Consider the following 16,162-nt stretch of genomic DNA (forward strand, 5'->3'; position numbering starts at 1 on the left):
GCCCGGGCACACGTCGCGGCGGGCGGCTAATTCCGCGCGGTGGAGAGCGTGCGTACCCGGTGCCATGCGCCGTCCTTCCGCTCGTCGACCCAGACGGGGCGGTCCGCGCCCGGGCTGTCGGCCAGCCGGTAGTGGCCCAGCAGGCCGTCCGCCGAAGCGTCGGCCAGCTTCGTGCGCACGCGGTCACGGGCCTGGCCGACGGTCGGCTCGCCGTCCAGCACGGGGCCCAGCTGCTCGGCGGCCAGCAGCGTCGCGTCGTACAGCTCGGCGGCGCCGCGCAGCCGCAGCAGCTTCTTCAGGGAGGCGGGCGCGGAGCACAGCTTCGGCGTGTGCGCGCAGTCCGGCTTCTGCGTCTCGTCGCGGAAGGTGCGGAAACGCAGGGCGCCCTCGGGAAGTTGCCGGTCCCTGCGCGCGTCCTCCGCGACGTCGTCGGAAGGGTTGCACGCCGCGTACCTGCCGCCGTGGAGCACGATCTGCTTCCCTTCCGCGCGGGCCGCCCGCGCCCACGCCGCCGTCTTCCCGTCGTCCGCCGACACGTCGTTGGGCAGCACCACGCCGTCCGAGTCGTACCGGCGGATCGCCCGGCGCACGTCGGGCTCGCTCTCCAGCGGCTCGTCGGGCGCGACGGCCTTGACGCCCGAGGCGTTGAAGTCCGCTGCCTCCACAGCGGCGTCGTCGGAGACGAGGAGCGTGCGAACGCCGTGCTCTCGGCGCAGCTCGTCGGCCTCGACACCGGCGAGACCGGCCTCGGACACCGAAAGGGACGCGCCACTCACCGGCCAGTCGGCACGGCAGGAGTCCAGCGTGGGAACCCTGGCGTCGGGGTGGTCGGCGTCACCGGACAGAGAGGCGGTCTTGCCGACCAGCGCCACCATGGAGGGATGCTCGCGCAGCACGTCGGAGCCGGTGGAAGTGTTCGTGTCGACCGGTACGACGCGCAGCGGGACCTTCTCGCCTCGCCGGCGCTCCACCTCGTCGACCGCGGCCCTGGCCACCCGGGCGAGCTGATCGGACGCGGCCTGCGGGTCCTGGAGGGGCAGTGCGACACCGACGCCCAGTTCGTAGGTGTCGGGGGTCAGCCTCTCCGCGATGTCGAGGGCGGAGCTGCCGCTGCGTGCCGGGGCGTCGTCCTTCGCGCCGAGCGCGAAGGACGAGCCGAAGACGAGGGCCGTCGCGGCGATGTAGGCAGCCCGCCGCCACAGCACCTTCTTCTCGCGGGCCGTCCTGCGGACCGGCGGGCGAAGCCGCGGCTCACGGCCGTTCCGCCACACGTACGGGTCGGCGGGGCCGGTCCGAGCCGGGACCGGGGCCGGGACCTGGCCGCGCCCCGCACCGGCCACCGTGCCCGCCGCACTTGACGGCTGCACCGGGGCTGCTGGGGCCACCGGGGCTGCTGGGGCCGCCGGTGCGGCCTTGCGGGGTACCTCCGGCTCGCGGAAGGCCGTGGGCGCGGCACGATTCGGCTGCCGCTCGCCGGGACCGGCGGCGGAAGGGGACGCACTCTCCTGTGAAGCGCCCGGTGCCGCCTCCGGGCCCGTCTCGCGCGCCTCCGTCCGCGGCTCGTGCTCTGCCGCCGGGGGCGTCCTGCGGTCCGGTACGCGGGGTGTACGCAAGACCGTGCCAGGGCGGCCCTCCTGCTCCGGTCCGGCAGCGGCGTCGCCGCGCGCCTGCGCACCGGAGCCGGCGACCTCCCGGATGCGCGCCAGCGCCTCGGACGCGTCCGCCGGGCGGTCCGCCGGGTCGCGGGCCATCAGGTCCAGGACCAGCCGGTCGACGCCCGGGGGCAGGGATGCGCGTGCGCGACTGGGGCGCAGGGGCACGTCGTTGAGGTGGTTGTACATGACGCCGGCCGCCGAACCGGTGTACGGCGGACGCCCGACGAGGAGTTCGTAGAGCACACAGCCGAGCGCGTACAGGTCGGTGCGCCCGTCCACGCCGGACTGCCGGAACTGCTCGGGGGCCATGTACAGGACGCTGCCGAACGGCATCTGACCGGTCGTCGTCAGCTGCGGGTCGCTCGACCGCGCCTCGGTGAACTTGGCGATGCCGAAGTCGACGACCTTCGCGCGGCTGCGCCCCTCCTCCCCCTCGACCATGATGTTGGCCGGTTTGATGTCGCGGTGGACGACGCCCGCCGCGTGCGCCGTCTCCAGCGCGCGGCACACGTCCGCGCTCCAGCGCAGCGCGTCGGCGAGCTGGACGCGTCCCGCCTCACGCAGCACCTCGTGCAGGGAGGGGCCGTGCACGAGCGCCATGACGAGGAACGGGGTGGCGGCCCCGTCCGAGGTGTCGGTGCCGTGGTCGTGGACGGCGGCGATGTGCGGGCTGTCCAACGCGGCGGCCGAGCGGGCCTCGCGCCGGAAGCGGCCCAGCAGTTCCTCGTGCCCGCTGTCCTCGGCGGTGCCCTCCTGCGGCCTGAACACCTTGACGGCGACCTCGCGGTCGAGCGTGGTGTCGCGGGCCCGCCACACCTGCCCCATGCCGCCGGAACCGAGCGGTGCGATCAGCTCGTAACGGTCGTTCAGCCGGCGCCCTCGCATGGGCACATGTTAGAGCGTCTTCTCGAACGCCTGCCCGCCCGGCGCCTGTGCGGGCGCCGCCCGCAACTGGTCGCCGTACCGGAAGATCATCACAGGCGGCTCGCCCGCGCCCCGCTGCTCCAGCAGCACCCGGTAGATGAACGGTGCGGGTCCGGTCACCTGTACGACGCGGCCCGCCTTGCCGGTCCTGGCGTCCCGCACCCGGTCGCCCTCCGACCACATCTCACACGCTCCGCAAGGGCCGCGTGGCGGTGGTCGGTTCGCCGTGTGTGCGGCGCAGGTGGGCGCCGTAGAGCGCCTCCAGATCGGCCCTCGGCCGGGGGTCGCCGGCCGCCCGCCTGATCATCGTCCGGTACCACGCGCAGTCGGCGCAGTCCGGTTGTGCGCTTTCCTGTTCCTCGGATTCCGGTTCGGCCTGTGTCATGACTACTCCCGCCCATCCGCTGCGAGTTGGTGACTTTCTGTGGTGAGAACAACACGGAGAGGGCTAACGTGGTGCGGAGTGAACGCCGTCCTTCACATGTGCGGAGCATGCGCAAGGCGGTCCCGGCGGCTCTGTGGGCAGGTCAGCGGCTATGAAGAGGCAGCAACGTGCTGTGAGTGTGAGTTCCCCGAGTGGCGGCACCCTCGGCGACGACATCCGGCAAGTACGCGAAGCGCGTCGGCTCACCCAGCGTGCGCTGGGGGCGGCGGCCGGTTATTCGGTGAGCTACGTGACCAAGGTGGAGACAGGTGTGGTGTTCCCGGCCCTGCGCTTCGTGGAGGGCTGCGACCGCGCCTTCGGCACGGGTGACCTGTTCGTCCGCCAGCGGCGGCGGTTGGTGGAGGGCGAGAACCCGGCCTGGTTCACGCCACATCTGGAAGCGGAGAAGGTGGCGGTTGCGATCCACGACTACTCGATCGCCTTCATCACGGGCCTGTTGCAAACTCCCGATTATGCGCGGGCGGTGCTCGATCTGGGGCTCTTGCCACTGCCGCGGGAAGAGATCGAAGCGCAGGTGCGAAGCCGGATGAACCGCCGAGCTATTTTTGACCGGCCGGGTCCGCCACGGGTGTGGGTCGTCCTGCACGAGGCGTGCCTGTGGTCTTGCGTCGGCTCCGCGAAACTGATGGCTGAACAACTGTCCTATCTCGTGGAACTGCTGAAGCGATGCCCCACGCTCACGGTCCAGGTCCTCCCCTACCAGGCGGCGGGAGCAGCGACCAACACCCCCTTCACGACGTTGGAGATTCCCGAGGGCGCCCCAGTGATGTACGTCGAAGGCCCGCAAGGGTCACGGCCCTATACTTCTGACGCTGTAGTCGCCAACTCACGCCGGTTCTTGGACCACTTGCGAGCCGCAGCGATGAGTCCGCATGATTCGGCTGAATACATCGAAACGGTGGGGAGCGAGCATGCCCGAGACGCAGTGGATCAGGTCCAGCTACAGCGACGGCACCGGCGGCAATTGCGTCGAGTGGGCGCCGGGGCTCGCGTTCGGCGGCGATCTGGTGCCGGTGCGGGACAGTAAGGACACTGGTCGTGTGCCGTTGTCGTTTCCGTCGGCGGCGTGGTCGGCGTTCGTCGAAGGCGTGAAGCGCGGCCGCGTCTGAAAGGCAGGTCGCACGAATAACAGGCCTGTTTGGATCAGGTCCAGTTACAGCGATCACCAAGGCGGCGAGTGCGTCGAGTGGGCGCCGGGGCTCGCCTCCCGCACCGGCGTCGTCCCGGTGCGGGACAGCAAGGACGTCCGCAGGGCGCCGCTGTCGTTCTCGTCCGCTGCGTGGGCCGCCTTCCTCGGAGGCGTGAAGCGCTCTGCGGACTCGTGAGCGCGGCCGGTCATCGGCCGCGCTACTCGCCGGCTGACGCCGCAGAGGTGACCGCTTCCGCCACGCTGCTTTGGTAGAGGCCCATCCTGGGGTTGACGACTCGCGCGTCGCCGCCGAGCGGGAAGTTCCGGGTGGCCGCGAGAGGCATGTTGGTGCCCTCCTGGTCGGCCAGCACGTTGAGCTCGTTGACGTCGGCGGCACCGCCGCCGCGAGCACCGCTCGGGTTGAGGTCGATCACCGTGTAGGCGCTGTGGCCCGCCGGGACGGGGAAGCGCGAGGTGCCGCTGGCGAGTATCGGCTTGATGTTCTTGCTCTGGTCCGGGGAGTCGGCGTTGCCCAGGTCGACCCCGGGGGAGGAGCTCAGGCTGCACGCGGCCGTGCCGGTGTTGCGCGTCTCGATGACCCGCTGGCTGGGCGCACCGGCACGTGCCGTCACGTTGATCGTGAGGTTCTGGCTGTCGCACGGGTGGGCTGCCGCGCCGTCGTCCGACGAGCCGGAGCCGGGCTTCCCGTCCGAGGTTCCGCCGGTGCCGTGTCCTCCGGAGCCGGACGTGCTCAGGGCGTCCGCGTGGTCTCCGCCTCCCTTCCCGGTCCGCGACGACGAGGGTGAGGCGGTCCCCTTCTTCGAGGGGCTGTGCGAGGGGTCGCCCGGTGCGGGCGCCGCTTTGCCGGCCACGGTCTTGGGGCCCTCGGCAGTGTCGTCCTGCGCACCACACCCGGTCAGCAGGGCTGCCGCGAGCCCCGCACCGACAGCCGTCGCGAGGCACACCCGCGTGGTGAGCCGTCGCCGGGCGACCCCGGCCCGTCCGAACGGGCCGCCGGCACGCGCCGCCCCGGGCTGCTGTTCTGCCACTACCGTCACTCCCTGGTCGCCCTCCGGCGCGTAGAGGCCCCGGGGGGCACGTACGGCCTGCGGGGCCGGGCTACCGCCCCGTCTTCACTGTTCCCGCATACTCCGATGACCGGTACGGCGAAAAGGTTCACGGAAGGGCCCTTGTTCTTCGGGTCCCCCACAGGCTCCGCCGGGTGCGGGCCCGCGCCGCCACGAAGCGCCTACGCCACGTCGTCACCGTGCCCGGGTGAACCCGCAGATTCGCTGCGCGCCGCACACCGGGCTCCGGAGCCGGAGCCGGAGCCGGAGCGGACGGCGGGGTGAAGTGCCAGCAATACGACGGCGGTGGCCGCCAGCGCCGCGCCCGCCCAGAGGACGGCGGGAAGGGGCGCCGTGTCCGCGACGCGGCCGCCCGCCAGGGCGCCGAGGGCGATCGAGGCGTTGAAGACCGCGGCGAACAGCGCGCCCGCCGCCTCCCGGGTCCTCGCGGCCGTCGCCAGCACGTACGCCTGGCTGCTGACCGAGACCCCGCCGTAGAAGACGCCCCACAGCAGCAGAACGCCGATCGCCGCCAGGGCGTGCCCGCCCAGCAGCGCCAGGGCGGCCATCGTCACGGCCATGCCGCTGCCGAGTACCAGCAGGACGCGGCGCGGGGTGCGTGAGGCCGTCGTTCCGGCCGCGAAGTTGCCGGCGATGCCCGCCGCGCCGTAGCCCAGGAGCAGGACGCCGATCAGGCCGGGGGCGATGCCGGAGACCTGTTCCAGGAAGGGGCGGACGTAGGTGTAGGCGGCGAAGTGGCCGACCACCAGCAGGGCCAGGAACAGCATCCCGGTGCGCAGCGGCGCGTTCCGCCGGAGTCCGGCGAGTTCGCGGGGGCGTACCGCCCGCTCGGCCGGAAGGGCGGGCAGTGCCAGCGCCAGGGCCACGGCGACGAGCGCGGTGAGGGCGGCGGCGCCGAGGAACGCGGCCCGCCAGTCGAGGAGTTGCCCGAGCATGGTGCCGGCCGGGACGGCGAGCACCGAGGCGGTGCCGATCCCGGCGAACACGGCGGACAGCGCCCTGCCGACCCGTGCGGCGGGCACGAGGCGTACCGCGAGGCTCGCCGCCAGTGCCCACACGCCGCCGTGCGCCACCCCCGCCGCGACGCGGGCGAGCAGCAGCACGAGGAGCGAGGGGGCCAGCGCCGAGAGGAGGTTGGCGGCCGCCATCACGGCCATCAGCGCCGCCAGCAGGACGCGCCGGTCCACGCGGCCGGCGAGCAGCGGCAGGGTGGGCGCCGCGACGGCCGCCGTCAGGCCCATGAGGGTGACGGTGAGGCCCGCCGAGCCCTCGGAGACGTCCAGTGCGCCGCCCATCGGCGTGAGCAGGCCGACCGGCAGCATCTCGGTCGCGGTGATGGAGAACGTGGCACCTGTGAGGGAGAGGACGGCGAGCCAGGAGCGGAGCGGGGTCCTGCCGGCTGCCCGGCCGGGGGCGGACGCGGTGGCGGTTTCGGTCATGGACCCAGCCAACGCCGCGCGACCTGCGGGAACAACGGCGGACTTCTCATCCTTCCATGAGCGGGACTCATCGATGGGCGAGGGGAGCGGGGACGGTGCCACGGGAGGACGGGGTGCGGCCGGGCGGCGAGGGGCCGAGACCGCTGGAGGCGCGGGAGCTGGAGTGCTTCCTCGTGCTCGCCGAGGAGCTGCACTTCGGCCGGGCGGGGGAGCGGCTGTACGTGTCGCAGAGCAGGGTGAGCCAACTGCTGCGCGCGCTGGAGGGCCGGATCGGGGCGCGCCTGGTGGAGCGCACCAGCAGGCGGGTGGCGCTGACGCCGCTCGGGGAGCGGTTCCGCGCCGAACTGGAGCCGGCTTACGGGCGGCTGGCCGCCGTGGTCGAGGAGGCGCGCTCCGCGGCCCGCTGCGTGCGGGGCAGTATCCGGCTGGGCTTCCTCGGCAGCGCCCACCACCGGATGACGGCGGCGCTCGGCCTCTTCCACGCGCGGCATCCGGGTGTGACCACCAGCGTCGTGGAGGTCACCATGGCGGACCCGTTCGGGCCCGTGCGGCGGGGCGAGGTGGACGCGGCGGTTCTTCTGCTGCCCGTCGACGAACCCGACCTGGTGACAGGACCGGACTTCGAACGGCAGCCGTGGCGGCTGGCGGTGAGCATCCGGCACCCGTTCGCGGCGCGTACCGGGATCGACGCGGAGGAGTTGGTGCGGACCCCGCTGATCCACTCCGCGCCGCCCGCGCCCGCCTACTGGCGGGATCATCAGGCCCCGCTGCGTACCCCTGGCGGCCTCGCGGTGCCGCGCGGGCCCGCCGTGACCACGCTCCAGGAAGGGCTGGCGACGGCCGCGGCGGGCGGCGGCGCCATGTTGCTGTGCCGGCCGACGGCCGAGACGCACGCCCGTTCGGACCTGGCCTTCGTTCCGGTTGCCGGGCTCGGTTCCTCCGAACTGACCCTGGTGCGCGCCCGCGACGGTGAGACCGCCGTGGTCCGCGCTTTCGTGCAAGCCGTCACGGAAACCGCCTCGGACACCGGTCGGGACCCCGCCTCGGACACCGGCCCGGACCCGCGGACCCGCACGGCGGTCGGCCTTTGACCGCACGCGCCGCTGTGCGCCGACCCGGTGCGCCCACCCGCTGCGCGCCACCTCGGGGTGCGCGCACCCGCTGCGCGCGCATCCGCCGCGGACCGTCATCGAACCGCAACGTTGCCGGACGCGGCGCGCGGCCACGGCTGCGACCTGCGCTCCTGCGGCTGTGCCGGAGCGGTGCGGAACTGCGCGCTCCGGAGGAAGAGTTGAATATTCCGGGGCGGGTGTGTCCCAGGTTGTGGAGGCGAGTACCGTGCTGTCACCCGCCGTGTGGGTTTTGTGCGCGGCGTGGCCCTACCGGAAGGAAAACGATGACAGCACTGCGCCTCAGATGGCAGCGGTCGATCGCCATCGCGGCGACCGGTGCCGCGGCGTTCGTCGGCACCGCCATAGCGGCCGCCCCCGCCCAGGCACACACCCCCGGGTGGTCGGTCACCTGTGACTCGGTCTCCATCGACCTGAAGGCCTACGCCCAGAGCGGCAACAAGGTCACGGTCAAGGCCGGTGACGAGGTCCTGATCAGCGAGAACTTCGGCGCTTCCTTCAACAAGAAGGTCGACCTGCCCGAGCACAGCAAGCCGCTGACGGTGACGGCCCAGGTCGTCGCCTCGGACGGCGACCAGTACAGCTGGGGCCCGGAGACGAAGACGTCGCCGGTGTGCGACACCCCGGCACCGACCCCCAGCGAGTCGGAGTCCACCGAGCCCTCGCCCAGCGCCAGCCCCTCCCAGAGCGCGAGTGAGAAGCCGGAGCCGAGCGCGCCCGAGAGCAGCTCCAGCGCCCCGGCGGCCAAGCCGCAGAGCGGTGGCGAGGACCTGGCGGAGACCGGTTCCTCCAGCAACACCCCGATGATCGCCGGGATCGCGGCCGCCGTGGTCGTGGCCGGTGGCGGTCTCGTGTTCTTCGCGCGCAAGCGCCGTTCGTCCCACAGCTGAGGACGAACCCCGTAACGCCGCCCGGCGGCCCGTCCCCTCGGGCCGCCGGGCACCTTTTTCGACCGCACCGTCGCCGCGCTGTGCGAGGGCTCCGACACGCGGCGGTCCCGTCACGTGCGGGCCGACGGCACGCGAAGGCCCCGTCACGGTGTCGCACCGTGACGGGGCCGGACGGCGGAGCTCACCCGGGCGGATGCCGCCGGATCAGGCGTGGGCTCAACCGCCGTAGCCGGCGAGGATCTTGGAGAACTCCCACTCCTGCTGGTCGACGCCGCTGCACGAGTCGCCCGGGCTGCCGCCGCCCGCGCACGAGCGGTCGCGGTTGACGGCCCAGAAGCTCACCCGCGACAGGCCCTTGTCCTTGGCGTAGTCGACGATCTGCTGGAAGTCGCCGGGGGAGACCTGCTCGCCCTGCACGTCTGTGGTGCCGTTCATCGAGGAGAGCCCCGACTTGCCGTAGGCCTCCGCGTCGGACAGCCCGTAGGCGGCCTTGACCTCGTTCTTGAGCCCGTCGACGGCGGACTTGGTGGCGGCGACCATGTCCGTGGTGCCGTCGCCGAAGTCGAACGGCATCACCGTCCAGCCGTCCACGTCCAGGCCGGCCGCCGCGCCCTTGGCGATGAGGTCCTTGCCGTCGGCGGTCGGCCCCTGCGGGGTGGTGCCGAAGGTGACGTAGACCTTGATGCCCGCGTTCTGGTCCTTGACGATCTTGAGGGCGTCGACGACGCGCTGGCGGACCTCGGCGTTCTCCACCTCGCTCGCCTCGATGTCGATGTCGATCGACTTCAGGCCGTAGGCGTCGATGACCTCCTGGTACGCCGCCGCCAGGTCCTCGGCGCTGGAGCAGGCCTCGCCCAGCTTGTTGCCGCTCCAGCCGCCGACGGACGGGGTGACGTCGCCGCCCGCCTGCTGGATGGCCTTGATGGCCTGCTCGTCCTGGCCGCCGGCCAGCGGGCGCTGGCCGTCCCAGGCGGGCGAGCAGCCGCCGTCGGAGAGGATGAACGCCATGGTGAGCTGCTTGGTGCCGGTCGCCTCCATGAGGGAGACCGGGTCGGGCGGGTTGCCCCAGCCCAGGTAGAGGTAGGGGCCGTTCGTGCCGCTGGGCGCCGCTGTGGCCTTCGCGTGGTGCCCGCTCGCCTGTGCGGTGACGGACGGCAGACAGACGGCCAGGAGTGCGGCCGTCGCGCCGAGGCCGGCCGCGAGGTGGCGGTGGGCCCTGCGGCGGTGGCGGCGTGAGGGGTGGGGGGACACGCAACTCTCCCTTCGGGGGAACCGGTTGCTGATGCCGTGCTCGTTGCCGCCGCACGCTAGCCCCGCGGCATTGGTATAGACAATAGGGCGGCGGGAATCGGCGCGGAACGCCCGTGCGGAAGGCTCAACTCCCGCTCGTCGCGCCGGGCCCGGGTCCGCGCCACGCGTAGTGGTGCTCGGGGCGCCCCACCTGCCCGTACCGCTGCCGCCTGTCCGCGTCGCCGGTGGTGACCAGGTGCTCCAGGTAGCGGCGGGCCGTGATCCGGTTGATGCCCAGCGCTCTCGCCGTCTCGCTCGCGGTCAGCCCCCGGGCCGCGGCCTCCCGCAGGTGCGCGGTCACCCTGGCGAGGGTCGGCGCGCTGAGCCCCTTGGGCAGCGCGGACGACGCCGGGGCCGCCCGCAGGTCCGACAGCGCGCGGTCCACCTCGTCCTGGCTGGCCGCTTCGCCGTGCGCCTCGGCGGCCGTACGGAAGTCCCGGTACCGCAGCAGCCGGTCGCTGAGGGTGCGGAACGTGAACGGCTTCAGCACGTGCTGCACGACGCCGAGGGACACGCCCTCCCTGATCACCGCGAGGTCCCGCGCCGAGGTCACGGCGAACACGTCCTGGGTGTGGCCGGCGGCGCGCAGCCGGCGCAGGAGTTCGAGGCCGTTGCCGTCGGGCAGGTAGAGGTCGAGCAGGATCAGGTCGATGCGCGCCTCCTCGTCCAGGGCGCGGACGGCCTCGGCGCGCGAGTGGACGGTCGCCGCGACGGTGAAGCCCGGGACGCGGCCGACGTAGAGGGCGTGGGCGTCCGCCGCCACGGGGTCGTCCTCGACGACGAGGACCCGCAGTGTCACGAGTGTGCTCCTCCCTGAGCGCAGGGCAGCCGCACGGTGAACTCCGCGCCGGTGGGCCGCAGATCGCGCGCGTGGACCTCGCCTCCGTGCCGGCGGGCCGTCTGCCTCACGAGCGCCAGGCCGATGCCGCCGCCACCGCTCTTGGTGCTCCAGCCGCGCTCGAACAGGGCCTCACCGGCCCCGCCCGGCAGGCCGGGACCGTTGTCCGCGACGCGGAGCAGCAGCCGGCGCGCGGGGGTCTCCTCGACGGCGACGGTGACGGTGACGCGGGGGGTCCCGCCTGCCGACTCCGCCTTTCCGAGCGCGCCGGGTGCCGCACCCGGCTCCGCCTCCGGCGCCCCTGTGCCGCCCGGGGCGGCGGCCTCGACCGCGTTGTCGATCAGGTTGCCCAGCACGGTGACCAGGTCCCTGGCCGGCAGCCCCGAGGTGTCGTCCACGTGGCTGTCCTCGGAGAGCGTGAGGTCGATACCGCGCTCGTTCGCCTGGGCGGCCTTGCCCAGCAGCAGGGCGGCCAGGACAGGCTCGCCGACCGCGCTGACCACGCGGTCCGTCAGCGCCTGGGCGAGCTCCAGCTCCTCGGTGGCGAAGTCCACCGCGTCCCGCACGCGGCCCAGTTCGATGAGCGAGACGACCGTGTGCAGCCGGTTGGCCGCCTCGTGGGCCTGCGAGCGGAGGGCTTCGGCGAAACCGCGCACCGAGTCGAGCTCGCCCGTCAGCGCGCGCAGCTCGGTGTGGTCGCGGAGGGTCACGACGGTGCCGCGTCCCGCGATCGGGGAGGTGTTGACGACGATCACCCGCCGGTCGGTGAGGTGGACCTCGTCCACGCGGGCCTCGGCGCCCGAGAGCGCGTCCGTCAGCTCCCGGGGCAGGCCCAGCGCGGTGACGGGCGAGCCGACCACCTCGCCTCGCCCGGTGAGGCCCAGCAGGGTGCGCGCACCGTCGTTGACGAGGGCCACCCTGGCGTGTCCGTCGAGCAGCAGCAGCCCCTCCCGCACGGCGTGCAGCGTCGCCTGGTGGTAGTCGTACAGGCGGCTCAGCTCGGCCGCGTTCATGCCGTGGGTGTGGCGGCGCAGCCGGGCGTTGACGACGTAGGTGCCCAGGCCGCCCAGCGCCAGGGCGCCGCCCGCGACCGCGAGCAGCGCTGCCAGCTGGTCGCTGACCTGCTCGCTGATGGTGTCCACTGCGATGCCCGCGCTGACCAGCCCGACGATGCGGCCGCCGTCGCGGACCGGGGTGACCACGCGCACCGAGGGCCCCAGCGTGCCGGTGTACGTCTCGTCGAACGTGCGTCCTTCGAGGGCGGGGCCGGTGTGCCCGACGAAGCGTTCGCCGATCCGGTCCGGGTCGGGGTGGGTCCAGCGGGTGCCGTCGGTGTCCATGATCGTGATGAAGGTGACGCCGGTGTCGCGCCGGGTCTCCTCGGCGTACGGCTGGAGCCGCCGTGAGGGATGGGGGGAGCGGATCGCGTCCCGGACGGAGGGGGAATCGGCCACCGCCTGCGTGGTTGCCCGCGCACGGTGCGTAGCGGACTCCCTGGCCTGCGCCTTGCCGGACAGGTAGGCGAACAGCGCGCACCCGGCGACGACCACCGCGACCAGCACCACCTGCATGGCGAACAGCTGCCCCGCCAGGCTGCGCGGGCGGGACCGCACGGCAGGACGGGGGCGGGCAACACGCATGGTGACAGTTTGCCGTGGCTTGTTTCATGCACGTAATGCACGTAAGGGTGACGCCCGTCGCACCGTGGTGCATAGTCACCGGGACTCAACACGATATGGATCCGCGATGAACGTACCCCACCAGGGGCGTTACGCGGTGATCAACGTGACGTGACCCATGGACGAGGAGCCGCCGACGTGTCGAAGAAGACACCGCAGCAGGCCGCAGCAGGCGCTGCGCCGGACGCACCACGGGTGAAGCGGGATCGCACCCACTACCTCTACATCGCGGTGATCGGCGCGGTGGTGCTGGGCGTGATCCTCGGCCTCACGGCACCCGGAGTGGCCACCGAGCTCAAGCCGCTGGGCGAGGGGTTCGTCAACCTCATCAAGATGATGATCTCGCCGATCATCTTCTGCACGATCGTGCTGGGCATCGGCTCCGTCCGCAAAGCGGCCAAGGTCGGCGCCGTCGGCGGGCTGGCGCTCGGCTACTTCCTGACGATGTCGCTGGTCGCGCTGGCCATCGGGCTGGTCGTCGGCAACGTGCTGGAGCCGGGCCACGGGCTGCACCTGACCGAGGCGGACCGCGAGGCGGGCGCCTCGCAGGCCGAGGGCGGGGAGGGCATGACCGACTTCCTGCTCGGCATGATCCCCAAGACCATGGTCTCGGCCTTCACCGAGGGCGAGGTGCTCCAGACGCTGCTGATCGCCCTGCTCGTCGGCTTCGCGTTGCAGGCCATGGGCAAGGCGGGCGAGCCGGTGCTGCGCGGCATCGGGCACCTCCAGAAGCTGGTCTTCCGGGTGCTGGCGATGGTGATGTGGGCGGCGCCCGTCGGCGCGTTCGGGGCGATGGCCGCCGTGGTCGGCGAGACGGGCGTCGACGCGCTGAAGTCGCTGGCCGTCATCATGATCGGCTTCTACGTCACCTGTTTCCTGTTCGTCTTCGTCGTGCTCGGGCTGATCCTGCGGCTGGTCGCGGGCGTCAACATCTTCGCCCTGCTGAAGTACCTGGCCCGCGAGTTCCTGCTGATCTTGTCCACCTCCTCGTCCGAGTCCGCGCTGCCGCGGCTGATCGCGAAGATGGAGCACCTGGGCGTCAGCAAGCCCGTCGTAGGCATCACCGTGCCGACCGGCTACTCCTTCAACCTCGACGGCACGATGATCTACCTGACGATGGCCTCGATCTTCGTCGCCGAGGCCATGGGCGACCCGCTCAGCCTCGGGCAGCAGATCTCGCTGCTCATCTTCATGTTCATCGCCTCCAAGGGCGCAGCGGGCGTCACCGGCGCCGGGCTGGCCACCCTGGCGGGCGGGCTCCAGTCGCACCGCCCCGAACTCGTGGACGGCGTCGGGCTGATCGTCGGCATCGACCGCTTCATGAGCGAGGCCCGCGCCCTGACCAACTTCGCGGGCAACGCGGTGGCCACCGTGCTGGTCGGCACCTGGACGAAGGAGATCGACAAGTCGCGGGTCGCCGAGGTCCTCGCCGGGAACGTGCCCTTCGACGAGAGCACTCTGGCGGCGGACAGCGCGCCCGCGGACCGCACCGGCGACGACGCGGGCCAGGTTCCCGCGCAGGAGGAGCGCCCCGAGGTCGCCACCAAGGCGTGAGCACCCCCTCGCGCCGCGCGAGACAGCCAGGACCGCCCCCGACCCGCCCCGGGTCGGGGGCGGTCCCGGCTCAGGCGGTGGCGGAGGACGGCTTCCGCAGCCGGAACCAGTAGAAGCCGTGTCCCGCGAGCGTCAGCAGGTAGGGCAGCTTCCCGACGGCGGGGAAGCGGACACCGCCGATGAGCTCCGCGGGAACATGCCCCTCCCACTCGCGCAGGTCCAGCTCCGTCGGCTGCGGGAAGCGGGAGAAGTTGTGCACGCACAGCACCGGTTCTCCGTCCCCTCCGGCGGTCTGCAGCTCCCGCAGGAAGGCCAGCACGGAGGGGTTGGAGGAGGACAGCTCCTCGTAGGAGCCCAGCCCGAAGGCCGGATTCTGCTTGCGGACCTCGATCACCCGCCGGGTCCAGTGCAGCAGGGAGCTGGGTGAGCTCATCGCGGCCTCGACGTTGGTGACCTGGTAGCCGTGGACGGGGTCCATGACGGCGGGCGAGAAGAGCCGGCCCGGGTCGCAGGAGGAGAACCCGGCGTTGCGGTCCGGCGTCCACTGCATGGGGGTGCGCACGGCGTCGCGGTCGCCGAGCCAGATGTTGTCCCCCATGCCGATCTCGTCGCCGTAGTAGAGGATCGGCGATCCGGGCAGCGACAGCAGCAGCGCGGTGAACAGCTCGATCTGTTTGCGGTCGTTGTCCAGGAGCGGCGCGAGGCGCCGCCTGATGCCGATGTTGGCCCGCATGCGCGGGTCCTTGGCGTACTCCGCGTACATGTAGTCGCGTTCCTCGTCGGTGACCATCTCCAGCGTCAGCTCGTCGTGGTTGCGCAGGAAGATCCCCCACTGGCACCCGGACGGGATGTGCGGCGTCTTGGCCAGGATCTCCGAGACCGGGTAGCGGGACTCGCGCCGCACCGCCATGAAGATGCGCGGCATGAGGGGGAAGTGGAAGGCCATGTGGCACTCGTCGCCGCCGAGCGCGTAGTCGCCGAAGTAGTCGACGACGTCCTCCGGCCACTGGTTGGCCTCGGCCAGCAGTACCGTGTCCGGGTAGTTGGCGTCCACGATGGTGCGCACGCGCTTGAGGAAGGCGTGCGAGCGCGGAAGGTTCTCGCAGGTGGTGCCCTCTTCTGCGTAGAGGTAGGGCACGGCGTCCAGCCGGAATCCGTCGATGCCCAGGTCCAGCCAGAAGCGCAACGCGGAGATCATCTCGTCCTGCACGCGGGGGTTGTCGTAGTTGAGGTCGGGTTGGTGCGAGAAGAAGCGGTGCCAGTAGTACTGCCGGCGCACGGGGTCGAAGGTCCAGTTGGAGGCCTCGGTGTCGACGAAGATGACGCGCGCCTCCCGGTACCCCTGGTCGTCGTCGGCCCAGACGTAGTAGTCCCCGAAGGCGCCTTCGGGGTCGCGCCGCGAGGCGAGGAACCACGGGTGCTGGTCGCTGGTGTGGTTCATGACGAAGTCGATGACGACCCGCATGCCGCGCCGGTGCGCCGCCTCGACGCACTCGACGAAGTCCGCGAGGTCGCCGAACTCGGGGAGCACGGAGGTGTAGTCGGCGACGTCGTAGCCGCCGTCCCTGAGCGGGGAGGGGAAGATCGGCGGGAGCCACAGGCAGTCGACGCCCAGCCACTGGAGATAGTCCAGTCGCGCGGTGAGCCCCCGCAGGTCGCCGATGCCGTCGCCGTCGCTGTCCTGGAAGGAGCGCACGAGCACTTCGTAGAAGACCGCACGCTTGAACCAGTCGGGGTCGCGCTCCTTGGCGGGGGTGTCCCCGAACGTGTCGGGAACGGGCTCGTTGACGGTCATCGGGTGCTGGCGCTCCGGTCGGTGAGGGCGGTGGGTCGTCCCGCCCCGGTGGCCGGACTCCTCGGCGCGCTCGTCGTGGCACCCGCGACGGCCTCCGCTCCGCTCACCTGAGCGGAGCTCGGCCCGGATGGGGCGAGCCGCGTTCTGTCCAACGACACCGCCGCCTGGTGGGTGTGGTGCGCGTCGGGCCGAAGCGCACGGCCACGGGGTCCGCAAGCGCGCCACGGCCCTCCGGGCGCGCAGGCAGCGCAAGGGCCCCGCCCCCGGGAGGGGGCGGGGCCCTGGAAACGCCCGTGCTCGGTTGCC

14 protein-coding genes and 1 pseudogene are annotated in these 16,162 nt (G+C 72.4%); 6 read left to right on the forward strand and 9 right to left on the reverse strand.

Features of this window, described 5'->3' with window-relative positions; genetic code table 11:
• Nucleotides 1–26: 26 nt before the first annotated feature.
• From MMF93_RS23315 to MMF93_RS23325, 3 genes are read right to left on the reverse strand one after another with little or no spacing between them, the layout of a single operon-like run.
• Nucleotides 27–2,540, reverse strand: a complete 2,514-nt coding sequence (locus tag MMF93_RS23315) for a protein kinase domain-containing protein (protein WP_242754509.1) — start codon at nucleotides 2,538–2,540, stop codon at nucleotides 27–29.
• 9 nt (nucleotides 2,541–2,549) lie between these two features.
• Nucleotides 2,550–2,762: a hypothetical protein gene (locus MMF93_RS23320; RefSeq protein ID WP_242754510.1), complete on the reverse strand. Its 213-nt coding sequence runs from the start codon at nucleotides 2,760–2,762 to the stop codon at nucleotides 2,550–2,552.
• 1 nt (nucleotide 2,763) lies between these two features.
• Nucleotides 2,764–2,964: a hypothetical protein gene (locus MMF93_RS23325; RefSeq protein WP_242754511.1), complete on the reverse strand. Its 201-nt coding sequence runs from the start codon at nucleotides 2,962–2,964 to the stop codon at nucleotides 2,764–2,766.
• A gap of 172 nt (nucleotides 2,965–3,136) precedes the next feature.
• Between MMF93_RS23325 and MMF93_RS23330 the strand changes: the two genes are divergently transcribed.
• The 3 genes and pseudogenes from MMF93_RS23330 to MMF93_RS23340 all read left to right on the forward strand — a co-directional run bounded on the left by MMF93_RS23330 (nucleotide 3,137) and on the right by MMF93_RS23340 (nucleotide 4,349).
• Nucleotides 3,137–4,051, forward strand: coding sequence for a helix-turn-helix domain-containing protein (locus MMF93_RS23330; RefSeq protein WP_341483302.1), 915 nt, complete (start codon nucleotides 3,137–3,139; stop codon nucleotides 4,049–4,051).
• Nucleotides 4,008–4,133: pseudogene (locus tag MMF93_RS33530) on the forward strand (DUF397 domain-containing protein); the annotation flags it as partial. The gene MMF93_RS23330 and the pseudogene MMF93_RS33530, both read left to right, overlap by 44 nt.
• Nucleotides 4,134–4,166: 33 nt before the next feature.
• Nucleotides 4,167–4,349, forward strand: coding sequence for a DUF397 domain-containing protein (locus MMF93_RS23340; protein WP_242757730.1), 183 nt, complete (start codon nucleotides 4,167–4,169; stop codon nucleotides 4,347–4,349).
• Nucleotides 4,350–4,371: 22 nt separating this feature from the next.
• On the opposite strand, the gene MMF93_RS23345 is transcribed toward MMF93_RS23340, so the two are convergent.
• Together MMF93_RS23345 and MMF93_RS23350 are read right to left on the reverse strand one after the other, a co-directional pair.
• Entirely contained in the window at nucleotides 4,372–5,202 is an 831-nt protein-coding gene (locus tag MMF93_RS23345; protein ID WP_242754513.1) for a DUF4232 domain-containing protein, read from the reverse strand.
• 200 nt (nucleotides 5,203–5,402) lie between these two features.
• Entirely contained in the window at nucleotides 5,403–6,680 is a 1,278-nt protein-coding gene (locus MMF93_RS23350) for an MFS transporter (protein WP_242754515.1), read from the reverse strand.
• A gap of 95 nt (nucleotides 6,681–6,775) precedes the next feature.
• Here MMF93_RS23350 and MMF93_RS23355 point away from each other — a divergent pair, with 95 nt between their 5' ends.
• On the forward strand, nucleotides 6,776–7,771 hold the full coding sequence (locus MMF93_RS23355) for a LysR family transcriptional regulator (RefSeq protein ID WP_242754517.1): 996 nt from the start codon (nucleotides 6,776–6,778) through the stop codon (nucleotides 7,769–7,771).
• Nucleotides 7,772–8,076: 305 nt separating this feature from the next.
• Nucleotides 8,077–8,700, forward strand: a complete 624-nt coding sequence (locus MMF93_RS23360) for an LAETG motif-containing sortase-dependent surface protein (RefSeq protein ID WP_114023995.1) — start codon at nucleotides 8,077–8,079, stop codon at nucleotides 8,698–8,700.
• 216 nt (nucleotides 8,701–8,916) lie between these two features.
• On the opposite strand, the gene MMF93_RS23365 is transcribed toward MMF93_RS23360, so the two are convergent.
• The 3 genes from MMF93_RS23365 to MMF93_RS23375 all read right to left on the reverse strand — a co-directional run bounded on the left by MMF93_RS23365 (nucleotide 8,917) and on the right by MMF93_RS23375 (nucleotide 12,468).
• Complete coding sequence (locus MMF93_RS23365; protein WP_242754519.1) at nucleotides 8,917–9,951, reverse strand: chitinase; 1,035 nt, start codon at nucleotides 9,949–9,951, stop codon at nucleotides 8,917–8,919.
• Between the two features lie 124 nt (nucleotides 9,952–10,075).
• On the reverse strand, nucleotides 10,076–10,789 hold the full coding sequence (locus MMF93_RS23370; RefSeq protein WP_242754521.1) for a response regulator: 714 nt from the start codon (nucleotides 10,787–10,789) through the stop codon (nucleotides 10,076–10,078).
• Nucleotides 10,786–12,468: a sensor histidine kinase gene (locus tag MMF93_RS23375; RefSeq protein WP_242754523.1), complete on the reverse strand. Its 1,683-nt coding sequence runs from the start codon at nucleotides 12,466–12,468 to the stop codon at nucleotides 10,786–10,788. Before MMF93_RS23375 ends, MMF93_RS23370 begins: the two co-directional genes overlap by 4 nt.
• Before the next feature lie 177 nt (nucleotides 12,469–12,645).
• Here MMF93_RS23375 and MMF93_RS23380 point away from each other — a divergent pair, with 177 nt between their 5' ends.
• Nucleotides 12,646–14,061, forward strand: coding sequence for a cation:dicarboxylate symporter family transporter (locus MMF93_RS23380; protein WP_242754524.1), 1,416 nt, complete (start codon nucleotides 12,646–12,648; stop codon nucleotides 14,059–14,061).
• A 70-nt stretch (nucleotides 14,062–14,131) separates the two neighbouring features.
• Here the strand turns inward: MMF93_RS23380 and treS are convergent, their stop codons facing one another.
• Nucleotides 14,132–15,856: a maltose alpha-D-glucosyltransferase gene (treS, locus tag MMF93_RS23385; protein ID WP_242754525.1), complete on the reverse strand. Its 1,725-nt coding sequence runs from the start codon at nucleotides 15,854–15,856 to the stop codon at nucleotides 14,132–14,134.
• Nucleotides 15,857–16,162: the final 306 nt, after the last annotated feature.

It is taken from the genome of Streptomyces tubbatahanensis (assembly GCF_022699385.1).
GTDB classification, from domain to species: Bacteria; Actinomycetota; Actinomycetes; order Streptomycetales; family Streptomycetaceae; genus Streptomyces; species Streptomyces diacarni.

Bases quoted from the DNA above. Each gene is read 5' to 3' on its own strand.
- treS (WP_242754525.1), bottom strand. From the start codon at position 15,856: ATGACCGTCAACGAGCCCGTTCCCGACACGTTCGGGGACACCCCCGCC.
- MMF93_RS23360 (WP_114023995.1), top strand. From the start codon at position 8,077: ATGACAGCACTGCGCCTCAGATGGCAGCGGTCGATCGCCATCGCGGCG.
- MMF93_RS23325 (WP_242754511.1), bottom strand. From the start codon at position 2,964: ATGACACAGGCCGAACCGGAATCCGAGGAACAGGAAAGCGCACAACCG.
- MMF93_RS23315 (WP_242754509.1), bottom strand. From the start codon at position 2,540: ATGCGAGGGCGCCGGCTGAACGACCGTTACGAGCTGATCGCACCGCTC.
- MMF93_RS23320 (WP_242754510.1), bottom strand. From the start codon at position 2,762: ATGTGGTCGGAGGGCGACCGGGTGCGGGACGCCAGGACCGGCAAGGCG.
- MMF93_RS23375 (WP_242754523.1), bottom strand. From the start codon at position 12,468: ATGCGTGTTGCCCGCCCCCGTCCTGCCGTGCGGTCCCGCCCGCGCAGC.
- MMF93_RS23350 (WP_242754515.1), bottom strand. From the start codon at position 6,680: ATGACCGAAACCGCCACCGCGTCCGCCCCCGGCCGGGCAGCCGGCAGG.